General features: G+C 68.8%; 11 protein-coding genes. 5 read left to right on the top strand and 6 right to left on the bottom strand.

The genetic code is table 11. From position 1 onward, the window contains the following. Positions 1–297: 297 nt before the first annotated feature. A complete protein-coding gene (locus tag AC1RS9_RS13310) occupies positions 298–1,734 on the bottom strand; it encodes an MFS transporter (protein ID WP_492921823.1) in 1,437 nt (478 codons plus the stop codon). Between the two features lie 405 nt (positions 1,735–2,139). Continuing rightward, positions 2,140–2,823, bottom strand: a complete 684-nt coding sequence (locus tag AC1RS9_RS13305; protein WP_492921821.1) for a cobalamin B12-binding domain-containing protein — start codon at positions 2,821–2,823, stop codon at positions 2,140–2,142. 141 nt (positions 2,824–2,964) lie between these two features. On the opposite strand from AC1RS9_RS13305, the gene AC1RS9_RS13300 reads away from it, so the two are divergent. Next, complete coding sequence (locus tag AC1RS9_RS13300) at positions 2,965–3,771, top strand: alpha/beta fold hydrolase (RefSeq protein WP_492921819.1); 807 nt, start codon at positions 2,965–2,967, stop codon at positions 3,769–3,771. Between the two features lie 64 nt (positions 3,772–3,835). Here AC1RS9_RS13300 and AC1RS9_RS13295 read toward each other — a convergent pair whose 3' ends face one another. Next, positions 3,836–4,693, bottom strand: coding sequence for an FkbM family methyltransferase (locus AC1RS9_RS13295; RefSeq protein WP_492921817.1), 858 nt, complete (start codon positions 4,691–4,693; stop codon positions 3,836–3,838). 169 nt (positions 4,694–4,862) lie between these two features. Between AC1RS9_RS13295 and AC1RS9_RS13290 the strand changes: the two genes are divergently transcribed. Further along, positions 4,863–5,465 carry a DUF1648 domain-containing protein gene (locus tag AC1RS9_RS13290; RefSeq protein ID WP_143181307.1) on the top strand — a complete coding sequence of 201 codons (603 nt, stop codon included), beginning with the start codon at positions 4,863–4,865 and terminating at the stop codon, positions 5,463–5,465. A 45-nt stretch (positions 5,466–5,510) separates the two neighbouring features. On the opposite strand, the gene AC1RS9_RS13285 is transcribed toward AC1RS9_RS13290, so the two are convergent. Beyond that, on the bottom strand, positions 5,511–5,960 hold the full coding sequence (locus AC1RS9_RS13285; RefSeq protein WP_074041219.1) for a GNAT family N-acetyltransferase: 450 nt from the start codon (positions 5,958–5,960) through the stop codon (positions 5,511–5,513). Between the two features lie 281 nt (positions 5,961–6,241). Further along, entirely contained in the window at positions 6,242–7,225 is a 984-nt protein-coding gene (locus AC1RS9_RS13280; protein ID WP_074041220.1) for a DUF2797 domain-containing protein, read from the bottom strand. A 273-nt stretch (positions 7,226–7,498) separates the two neighbouring features. Between AC1RS9_RS13280 and AC1RS9_RS13275 the strand changes: the two genes are divergently transcribed. Next, a complete protein-coding gene (locus AC1RS9_RS13275; protein ID WP_143181308.1) occupies positions 7,499–7,831 on the top strand; it encodes a hypothetical protein in 333 nt (110 codons plus the stop codon). A gap of 118 nt (positions 7,832–7,949) precedes the next feature. Further along, the gene (locus tag AC1RS9_RS13270; RefSeq protein ID WP_074041223.1) at positions 7,950–8,642 is read left to right on the top strand and encodes a Pr6Pr family membrane protein; all 693 of its coding nucleotides are present in this window, start codon (positions 7,950–7,952) and stop codon (positions 8,640–8,642) included. 89 nt (positions 8,643–8,731) lie between these two features. On the opposite strand, the gene AC1RS9_RS13265 is transcribed toward AC1RS9_RS13270, so the two are convergent. Then, the gene (locus AC1RS9_RS13265; protein WP_492921814.1) at positions 8,732–10,126 is read right to left on the bottom strand and encodes a purine-cytosine permease family protein; all 1,395 of its coding nucleotides are present in this window, start codon (positions 10,124–10,126) and stop codon (positions 8,732–8,734) included. Between the two features lie 147 nt (positions 10,127–10,273). Between AC1RS9_RS13265 and AC1RS9_RS13260 the strand changes: the two genes are divergently transcribed. Further along, entirely contained in the window at positions 10,274–11,290 is a 1,017-nt protein-coding gene (locus AC1RS9_RS13260) for a CaiB/BaiF CoA transferase family protein (protein WP_144708272.1), read from the top strand. The last annotated feature ends 32 nt before the right edge of the window (positions 11,291–11,322 follow it).

Raw genomic sequence — 11,322 nt, 5'->3', positions numbered from 1 at the left:
TGCTCTGGTCCCTGTCGTTCGCTGCCATCGCCAACACCTTCCACGTCAAGGTGTTGCGACGACCAGTTGAATCCGCCTAGGGCATGCCATTCAGTCTGACGCACCGCTCCGGCGGGCGACCGCAGCGTCCTCGACGAGCCGGGCATTCGCGACACGCGTTCGAGACGATCGACGGACGCGAGCGACGCGCGGCGGGCACCTGTCGTTCAGCCCGTCAGTCCAGCCCCGCACATACGAAGCGGGCCGCCCCTCCACGTGGGAGGGGCGGCCCGCTCGGCATGCGACGAGGTGCGCAGCTCAGCTCTTGGCGAGCACCTCGTCGGCCTCCTCGTACGGAGCGTCCTCACGGACGCCGGCGGCCTTGAGCTGGTCGGCCTGGGCGTGCAGATCCTTGACGACGCCGTGCGCCTCGTGGTCGTGCTCGACCGACGGGGCCGAACCCCACAGCGGTCGGCCGTTCGACTCGGGCAGGAAGTGCACCGAGACGAGGCCGATGACGCCCGCGATGATGAGGATGTACGCGGGCCACATGAGGTTGCCGGTCGCGTCGACGAGAGCGCCCGTGTAGAGAGCCGTCGTGCCGCAGAACGCGGAGATGAAGATGTTGAACGCGATCGACAGCGCACCGGCGCGCACGGCCGTCGGGAACAGCGACGGCAGCGTCGACGGCATCGTGGCGCTGAAGCAGATGAGCGACAGGCCCATGATGATGAGACCCGCGATGACGGAGCCCTCGGTGTTGCGCGTGATGAGCATGAGCGACGGGAACGCCAGCACGATCAGCATGACGGAGCCGATGCGCACGATCGTCTTGCGCCCGATGCGGTCGGAGGCCAGACCGATGAGCGGGATGATCGCGAGGCAGACCGCCATGACGATGATCTGCGAGACGTTGTTCATGTTGTCGCTGATGCCCTGGCCGCCCTCGTGGTGGGTGACCGTCGACAGGAAGCTCGGCATGTACGCCGTCAGCATGTAGTTCGTGACGTTCCACGCGATGACGAGGCCGCCGCAGACGAGCATGGCGGGCCACATCTTGAACGTGTCCTTGAGCGAGACCTTGTTGTCCTTCTCGCGCTGCTCCGACTCGGCCTCGAGGGCCTCGAACGCAGGGGTGTCGCCGAGCTTCGAACGCAGGTAGACGCCGATGAAGCCGAGCGGCAGGGCGAGGAAGAACGGCAGGCGCCAACCCCATGAGTGCAGCTGATCGGTCGTGCACAGCGCCATGACGAGGGCCGACATGCCGGCACCGAGCAGGTATCCGGTGAACGTGCCGACCTCGAGGAGGCTGCCGAGGAAGCCGCGCTTCTTGTCGGGCGCGTATTCGGCGATGAACGTCATCGCGTTGCCGTACTCGCCGCCGGTCGAGAAGCCCTGCAGGACGCGGCACAGGAACAGCAGGACGCAGGCCCAGACGCCGGCGTGCGCGTAGTCCGGGATGAGGCCGATGGCGACGGTCGCGCCGGCCATCATGATCATCGTCATCGCGAGGACCTTGTTGCGACCGATGCGGTCGGACAGCGGGCCGAGGATGATGCCGCCGAGCGGGCGGAAGAGGAAGGCGACGGCCATGAGCGCGTACGTCATGAGCGTCGCGGCGGAGCCCTCGAGCGGCATGATGACGTCACCGATCGTGACCGCCATGTAGCTGTAGACACCGAAGTCGTACCACTCGGTGATGTTGCCGATCGCGGCGGCGCCGATGGCGCGCTTGATGACGTCAGGGTGCGTCACCGTCACCTCGTCGACAGACCATCGTCGACGAACACTGTCCGGTCCGAACATGTGGTTTGCCCCTTTCACACGTGGGTCGGTTGTCTGACGTTTCTCGCGATGCTATGGGAGGTCTCGACCCGGCACCAAACAGCAATCTGGCTGCAAATCAAGCAGATTGACAAAAGATCGACTGTCGATTCGTCGCTGTCGCGGGTTGCGAAGGAGGGGTTTCGACGCCAGGTGACCACGTCGTGAGACGACGTAACGGCTTGTGCGCGTAAGGCGTTGAGGGGATGGCGAGGTTGGAAGCCGCCTTGGCGCAACCCCTCAGGAAGCTGAGGGTCCGAGGGGCGCTGCGCCGCCGCCGGCCGGTGGATCGGCCGGGACGATGATGTGTCGACCCTCACACGCCATCGGGTGCGTTCAGGCCGAGCGAGGTATCTGCGCCGGGTCGACGAGAGGCGGAGCGAGTCGGCCCGTCACGACGTCGGCGGCCTCGCGCCAGTCGTCCCCGAGAGCGACGACGCCGGGCACGCCCGCGAGGGTCGCGCCGGGGCCGGCGACGTAGACGGGTGTCGACCGCGCCATGACCGTCAGCTCCGAACGGCGGGCCGCGAACGACGTCGCCTTCATCCCCGAGATGACGCATGCCCGCGCGCTGGTGGCGCGCACGGCGGCGCTGGTCGCGGCCCACGGGGTGTTGGCGCCGAGCACGAGCGGCGCCCAGCCACGTTCGACGAGCATCGACGAGAACAGGTGGTTGGGCAGGTCGTGCAGTTCGCCGGGCGGGCACGTCAGGACGACGCGGGGGCGCGCGTCGCGCTCTGACTCGGTGCGAACCGCCTCGCCTCTGAACTCCGAGACGACGGAGCGGACGATGTTCGACGCGTGGTGCTCGTGCATGACGCTGAGTTCGCCGGCCGACCACATGACGCCGATGTGGTGCAGCGCGGGCACGAGGACGTCGGCGACGAGGGCATCGACGCCGTGCTCGTCGCGAGCGCGAGCGAACTCGGCGCGCAGCGCATCCTCGTCGAGGGTGAGGACGGCGTCGAAGATACGCCGGCCCACCTCGGCCGTGAGGATGTCGTTCGTCTGCAGATCCATCGTCAGATCAACATATCGCGCGGACCCGTCGGGGCGAGGTGTCATTCGTCCTGTGCGGCATGGTCTTTCGCTGTTGGCTGTTGGCTGTTGGCTGTTGGCTGTTCGCTGTTCGCCGGAGCCCCGGGTCTCTAGGCTCGTGGCATGAACTTCGTCGAACACGGCTCCGGTACCCCCATCGTGCTGCTTCACGGCTTCGACGCCGACCACCGGCTCGTGCTGCCGTTGGAAACGGCCTTCACCGCGGGTGCGGCGCGCGAGGACGTCGCGACGACGGGCTGGCGTCGTCTCTATCCCGATCTGCCGGGCTTCGGCAGCACCCCGATCGGTGACGCAGCGAGCACCGACGACATCGTCGAGCGTGTGCTTGCGTTCGTCGACGAGCAGATCGGTGACGCACCGTTCGCCATCCTCGGTGACTCGTTCGGCGGGATGGTCGCCCGCGCTGTCGCGCACCGCCGTCGCGAGCAGGTGCTCGGGTTGGGCCTGCTTGCGGCGGTGCTCGTCGCGGACTCCGATGCCCGTAAGACGCCGGAGCAGACGGTGCTGCGACGCGATGACGACGCCGTCGCCCAGGTCGGGGACAAGGCCGACGACTACACGGCCGTCGCCGTGGTGCAGAGCGACGACACAGCCCGTCACTTCCTCGAGTTCGCCGCGCCCGGAGCCGAACTGGCTGACAAGGACGCGAAGAAGAAGCTGACGGAGAACTACGAGCTGGGCGAGCAGCCCGAGGACGAGGCGCCCTTCGAGAAACCGACGCTCATCCTCACCGGCGGCCAGGACCACCTCGTCGGCTACCGCGACGCGCTGCGCCACCTTGAGCACTACCCGCGCGCCACGTTCGCGACACTCGACGGCGCCGGCCACAACGTTCACTTCGAGCGCCCCGACCTCGTCAGCGCCCTCGTCGCCGACTGGCTCACCCGCATGCGCAACCTGCCCGCCTGACGGGTGTGACGGCGGGCTTGACGGGCGGCCGGATGGCGTCGTCCGGGTGGCGGCGCTCCGCGCGTCAGACCGGGTGGCTGCGGTAGGCAGCCTCGGCTGACGGGTCGAGCGCTCCGCGACGGATGAGTTCGCGCAGAGCGAGCAGCGCGACGCCGTGCTGGTCGTACACGTGATGCATGACGAGCGCGAGGTGCTTGAGTGCCTCGTCGTCGACGGTCTCGGCGTCGTCGAGGCGGGCGAGATCGCGCACGTAGAGCATGTCGGCCTCGACGAGCTGACGTGCGTGCGCCTCGTCGGTCGGCGCGTCGCGACCAGCCCACTGCACCGGCGCGAGCGGCCAGGTCTTCGTCGCGACGAACGCCTGTGGCACGAATCCCTGCGCGCGCAGCTCGACGTCGACATCGGCGAACGTCGGCTGATCGACGTAGAGACGGTGAAAGTTCACCTCGAGCTGGATGCTCGTCGCCGTGCGCAGGCGCTCGCGGCCGTTTCGGAAGATCATCAGCTCGGCGCCCTGCACGTCGATCTTGAGGTGGTCGAGCAACTCGATCTCGGTGATGTCGTCGAGGCGGGTCGTGTCGACGTCGACGCGGTCGACGACCTCGGCGAGCCGCGGGAAGTCGGTGAGCAGGGCGAGTTGCGGGGCGTCCGGTTCGAACAGGCTCGTGAATCCCGATTCGGCGCACACGTGCAGGGTGTGACGCTCGCCGTCACCGATGGCCGCAGGCAGGTAGCGCTCGTGCGGCCCGGCGGCGCGCTCGAGACGCGCGAGGGCGTCGGGTTGCGGCTCGAATCCGGTGACGCGGCACAGACCGTCGCGCAGCATCGGCAGATAGGGCGGGGTGTCGACCAGGGGGTTCGCGCCGATGTCGACGACCTCGGTGAGGCGGCTCGGCTGCATTAGTTCCCGTAGAGCGGACATCGATGCTCCTTCGCGACGGCATGACGGGTCGTCGCAGTCTTTCAGGTGCGCGCGGATCCTTCGTCCGTGGGCAGGGGGAAGGGCGACCCGGCCATGCGCCGGACGGATTGCGCCGGGGTCGATGCGCCCGTCTCCCCCAGAGGTGCCGGGCGTGGCATAGCGTGAGGTGGTGACGCAGACCTCCCGCTGGGACACCGGCTTTCCCGACCCCGAGCAACTGCGCGAGACGGCCCGTCAGGCGCGTCAGCTGCCGACCGAACCGATGAGCCGGGGCGTGCGCGCGATCGTCGGTGGGGCCGTGGCCGTCTGGCTCGTCACTGTTCTCGTCGTCTATTCGACCCTGCCCGAACGCGTCCCGACGCACTGGGACGGCTCGAAACCCGACGACTGGTCGAGCCGCGCCGGGGCGCTCGTCTCGTTCGTCGTCGGCCCGATCGCCATCGGCGTCGTGCTGCGCCTCGTGACGTCGCTCGTCCTGCGCTGGCCGCAAGGCATCAACGCGCCGAACAAGGAGTACTGGCTGCAGACGCCGCAACGGCTGCGACACTTCGAACGGCTGGTTCGCGAGGACCTCATGCTCATCGGTGCTCTGACGACGCTGCTGTTCGCCGCGATCAGCGTGATGACGGGTGTCGCCGCGCATCGTGAAGGCGGGGAGCTGCCCGGGGTGTTCTTCTCGGTCATCATGATCGCGTTCATCGCAGGCATTCTGGGCCTCGTCGTGCGGATGCTGCTCGGCAGGCGCTATCAGCCGCCGGACGAGGCGGTGTGACCAGCAGTTGAGGACGGGCGGGGCTGCGTCACGTCGACGGGTGCGTCAGGTTGATGAGTTGTCCGACGGCTGAGGACGCCGACGCTCAAGACGCATTCCGACGCTGCGGGGCGCAGTCTCGACGAAGCCGAGGCTCTCGTACAACGGCCGGCCCGGCGCGTCGGCCATGAGCGTCACATAGGCACCGGGCGGCGCGTCGTGTTCTATGCGCGCGAGCAACCGAGTGAGGATCGCCCGCCCGAGGCCCTGACGCTGATGCTCCGGCGAGGTGGCCATGTCGGCGACCATGAAGTACCACCCGCCGTCACCGATGACGCGGCCCATCGCGACGACGTCGCCGCTCGCGCGATGACGAACCGTCACCCATGCCCACGAGTTCGTCAGGGCCGGCGCGCCCTGTTCGGCGGTGCGGGGTGTGAGGCCGCTGATTCGTCGCAGCTCGAGGTAGGTCTCGAGATCCGGTGCGGAATAGAGCAGTTCGTAGTCGGTGTTCACGGGGCCTCCTGGTGGTGGGACGGAGTGGGAGAGAGGGCGGCGATAGAAGGTCGGCGAGAGCGCGGGGAAGCGTGAGCCACGGTGCATGAGGTCCGATCGCGATGCACGATCTCGTCGGCTCAGATGCACCTGCGTGCAGGTGCCTCTGGCGCATGGGGGCTGCCTGGTGGTGACGTCGATGTTGCTCATGGCAGGAGAACAGAGCATGGGCGAGGTGCGCGACGCGCCCTGAGACGTACGTGGGCCCTGCGACCGCGCATCTGTCAGCCCCCGGCACCCCGTCAGAACAGACTGTGCTGCGCGACGGATTCCGGCGAGCGAGCGGCGTCGTCGAACGTGACGCGGCGCCCGCCCAGTGCGTCGAGGTCGACGAGCATGAGCGAATCCGCCGCATCCCCGGCCGCGCCTTCGGCTTCGGCTTCGGCTTCGGCCGCAGCGTTGACCTGAACCAGCGCGACCGATCCGACGAGGCTGACGGGCGTCAGGCAGTGGGATCCGCCGGTGACGGGGTGGGCGTAGACGGGGTGGATGCCACGGCCGGCGTCGAAGAACGCCGCGTGCAGCGCCGGGGGTTGCCACGCCTCGTGGGGCATCGAGCGCGCGCAGAGGCCGCGCGTTCGCAGGTGCGCCTCGACGGCGGCGACGCAGTCGACGTGCGCGACATCGAGCGCCGTTTCGGGCAGCGCCCGGGTGAGAGCGGCGGCCTTGCTCGTCTTGTGACGCGTCTGGGGCACACCGACGTGCTCGGTGACGGCGTCCTCGAGAACTCGAACGGCGAGCCCGTCGTCCGTGCGTGCGACGTACGTGGCCCGCACCGCGCCTTGCTCGTCGAGACGAACTCGCTTGCGCGCATCGGACGCTGTACCGACCTTGTGCGCGCCGTCCGCGAACGTCGCGATGTAGAGCCAGTGAGGTTGCGCCAGGTAGCGACCGAGCGCCTCCGGTACATGGCCGCCGCGATGCGCGTGGTGCATGAAGCGCGACTCGTCGCGACTCGCACACCGCTCGCACTGACGGCCCGTGGTGGCGAGACGCGCGCCGTCGCAGGGCTCATGACGGCCGCCGCTCGACCCCTTGGCGATGAACACGCCGGTGCAGAATCGCCCCGTCGGGTCGACGTGGAACGCGAGACGCTCACCGACCAGGTTCAGTGTTCGTCGCTCGGTCTCGAGGGGGCTCGCGATGACGAGATGCGGCTCCCCACCCGTCCAGGAGACGGAGTGCGCGAGGAACGGCGTGTCGCGAGGAATGCTGGGGCGAGGCATGGCTCCATCCGATCATGACGGGGTAGTTGGCAGCACTCGGGCTCGGACTGTCCGTACGCCGCGCGGCGCCCGTTGCAGGCCGCCCGTCGGGTCGCGTCACTTGGACCCCGCCAGTTGGACACAGTGCGTTGGACGCCGCATGCCGCACGTCTGAGTGGCCACTGGCCGCGTCGCCGCGCTCGTCATGGGGCAGGTCGACATGCGCCCCGAGTGGGTCGAGCCGGTCGCCGTCGCCTCGTACTACCACGACGCGGCGATCTGGTTCGAGCACACGTGGGACTACCTGCCCGGCCGGAAAGCCTTGCGGCGCAGGAGCTCTCGCGAACCGGCCACGAGGGTGTCGCCGCGCTCGTCACCGCGATGATCGACGAGCACCACCGCGTCCGACCGGCGCGCACCCCGCACCCCCTCGTCGAGGCGATGCGACGTGCCGACGCGACGGACGTCTACCGTCTGCCGCTTCCGCCGCACGTCAGCCGTGACGACTACCGCGCCATGCTGAAGCGGTTTCCCGACAACGGCATGCACCTCATGCTCGGGCGCGGGTTCGTCATGGGGCTGAAGGAGCACAAGCGTCTCAACCCGATGCCGATGGTCAAGCTCTGAGCTGTTCACGCTGGTCGAATCCCCGACGGGCGCAACCTGCTTCGCCGAGCCCCGGGGCCTGACAGCGGGCGCCCCGGGCCCGCGCATCTCGATCGCGGACCTGTGGCACCCTGATCCGATGACGCTTCGACCCGGCGCCCGTGCGGCGTTCGCCTTCAACGCTGCGCTCGCCTGGATCGGGTTCGTCCTCGTCTGCGTGCTGTCGGCGACCGATCAGTACGCGCACGTGACGCCCGCTCCGCACGAGTACGGCGTGCATCCCGGCGGTTTCGCAGGAGCGCTCTCGCGGTTGTTCGACACGCTCAGCTACTTCACGGTCTGGTCGAACGTCATCGTCGCCATCAGTTGCACCCTCGTCGCGGTGGCGCCCCACGCCGACACGCGGTGGCGGCGCGTCGTCCGCCTCGACGCGCTCATCATGATCACCGTGACGGCCATCGTCTACGCGCTGCTGCTCGCGCCGGGGTCGCACCCGACCGGTTGGGACCTCGTGACGAACCCGTGGCAGCACATCGCCGTGCCGCTCGTCACCGTCATCGTGTGGCTCGTCTGGGGCCCGCGCGGCCGCATCGATCGGCGCACCGCCGCGTCATGCTTCGCCATCCCCGGCGTGTGGATCGTCTACATGCTCGTGCGCGGCGCCGTCGTCGACGCCTACCCGTACCCATTCGTCAACGTGCACGCGCACGGGTACGGCTCGGTGGCCGTGACGCTCGTCGTCATCCTGCTGTTCGGCCTCTTGCTGGCGCTCGCGTTCTGGGGCATCGACCGTCTACTGACACGTCGCGCGTCCATCCGCTCTCGGCCTTGAGGGCCGAAACGCCGCACTGCAGGGTTTCGGCCCTCAATGTCCGGAACGCTCACGCGGCGCGGACGCGAGCAGCGCCCAGGCGGCGGCGTTCAACGGGACACGCCCTGAACCGTCGTGTTCGCCTCAGCACCGCGTCGCGTCACCCCGTCGATGACGGTTGTCAGCACGACCGCGGTGAGGAACGACGTCAGGCTCGCGCTCATCCAGCTCGGTGCCGTGAAGTGAAGGGTGCCCGCGATGTCGTGCCACATCCGTGACCACCAGCCGAGTTCGCCCGGGGAGATGAGCTGGTACATCGCGAACCCGGCGAGCCACGGCAACAGCATCAGTGGGCGACCCGGGGCGTCGACCGACGTGTTCCAGCGCCGACGCCCGCCGAACGCGTAGTAGTCGACGAGGAACCCCCCGAGCAGGGGCGCGAAAACCGAGCCGATGAGTGAGAGGAACGTCGCGAAACCGTAGATGTCGATGCTCCACGCGAGCACCATCGAGATGAGGCCGAGCGCCGTCGAGATGAGGCGACGATCGACGCGCGGCAGCATGTTCTGCGCCGACACGGTCGGCGAGTACACGTCGACGAAGCACGCGTCGATCTCGCGCAGCGTCAGCACCCAGAAACACAGTGTGCCGCCGGTGATGCCGAGGAAGATCGAGAACACCTTGTCACCGTCACCACCGGCGATGACGAGCGCCACCATGCCGATGCAGTACACCGCGATCTGCGTGACGCTATACCCGACATAGCTGCCGATGACGGCGGCGCGGTGCGACGTCGAGTGGCGCGCGTAGTCGCCCGCGACGGGCACCCACGACACGCACAGCCCGATGATCGCGTCGACGGCGATCATCCAGCCGTCCCAGCCGTGGCCGTGGTAGGCGGGCAGGTCACGCGCCGCCAATTGCGTTGCGAGATAGACGAGCACGACGATCACCGCCACCGTCACGTACTTGCGCAGCACCTTGACCCAGTGCAGCGGGTAGATCGCCAGCGTGATCGTCACGAGCCCGATGACGCCGATGACGGGCCAGCTCGGCACGTCCCAGAGCGTCTTGATGGCGAACGCCGTCGTCACCATCTCGAACGTTCCCCAGCCGACGAGCTGCACCATGTTGAGCACGCTCGGCACGTACGACAGGCGCCCACCGAACAGGCCGCGCAGCATCACCATCGCCGGCTGCCCCTGCTGCGACGACGCGAGCGCCATCGCAGAGACGCCGGCTGTGCCGACGAGCGTCCCGACGACGAGTGCGCTGAGCGCCGCGCCGACGCCCATGCCCGGCGCGCCCAACGGCTGCAGGACGACGAGCGCGCCCGCGAACGCGAGCAGGCTCATGCCGAGGTTCGCCCACATGCCGAGCTGGTCGAGCAGGCCGAGGTTGCGCGGCGCGTGGCCCTCGTCGAGGGTGCGGGGGACGTCGTGGGTGTCGCGCAGGTCGGGGGCGTCCTGCGCGGGGGAGGGCGACGTGGGGGAAGCGGTGCTCACGGGCTGAGTGTCTCCTCGAATCGTGGGACGGGAACATTCCGACCCGATGGAACCTTAGAGGCCGATCGCATCGAGTGGTCGCCGAACTGCGCGTGCGCCTCCTGCGGCGCGCGATGATGGCGTCACCCGCAAAGGTCAGGAGAAGCCATGAAACCCCTCGAGGCAGTGACGGTCGTCGAACTCGCCAGCCTGGCGCCCGCACCGTTCGGCTGCATGATGCTCGCCGATCTCGGCGCTCACGTGACCCGCGTCGAACGTCCAGGTTCGGGTGCGCTCGACGTTCCGACGGCGGCGCTCGACCGGGGCAAGACGACGATCGTGGCCGACCTCAAGACGTCTGACGGACTCGCCGCCGTCCGCGAACTCTCCTCGGGCGCAGACGTTTTCGTCGAGGCCTACCGTCCCGGGGTCGCCGAGCGCCTCGGCGTTGGCCCCGACGACCTGCTCGCTCTCAACCCGCGACTCGTCTACGTGCGCATGACGGGGTGGGGGCAGCACGGCCCGCTCGCGCAGACGGCGGGGCACGACATCAACTACCTCGCGTTGTCGGGGATGCTGCACCCGCTCGCGCGACCCGGTGAGCGTCCGAATCCGCCGACGAACGTGCTCGCCGACTTCGCCGGTGGTGGCATGCTGCTTGCCAATGGCGTCCTCGCGGCCCTCGTCGCACGGGCGACGACGGGTCGGGGGCAGGTGCTCGACGTCGCGATGGTCGACGGCGCGTCGCTGTACTCGACGTTCCTGCGCGGCCTGCACGCCGTGGGGTTGTGGAGCGGCGAACCCGGCACGAACCTGCTCGACGGCGGCGCACCGTTCTACGACACGTACACGTGTGCGGACGGCCGGCACGTCGCCGTCGGAGCGCTCGAACCACAGTTCTTCGCGGCCCTCGTCGACGGGCTCGGCCTCGACGCCACGACGATGCCCGCGCAGACCGACGTCACGGGATGGTCGCGCTGGCGTGAGGTGCTGACGGCGACGTTCGCGACGAAGACGCGTGACGAGTGGGCGCAGCTGTTCGACGGCACCGATGCGTGCGTCACGCCCGTCCTCACACCCTGGGAAGCACCGCATCACCCGCATGCCGTGGGGCGCGAGGCGTTCGTCGACGTCGACGGCGTGACGATGCCCGCTCCCGCGCCGCGGTTCGGTGGAAGCGACTGAGGGTGCCGGCATCCGAAGACACGGGACCCCGC

The organism is Dermacoccus sp. MPR-E5 (assembly GCF_058809565.1).
Note: the sequence above shows the minus strand (reverse complement) of the source record. Positions and strands in the feature narration are given on the sequence as shown.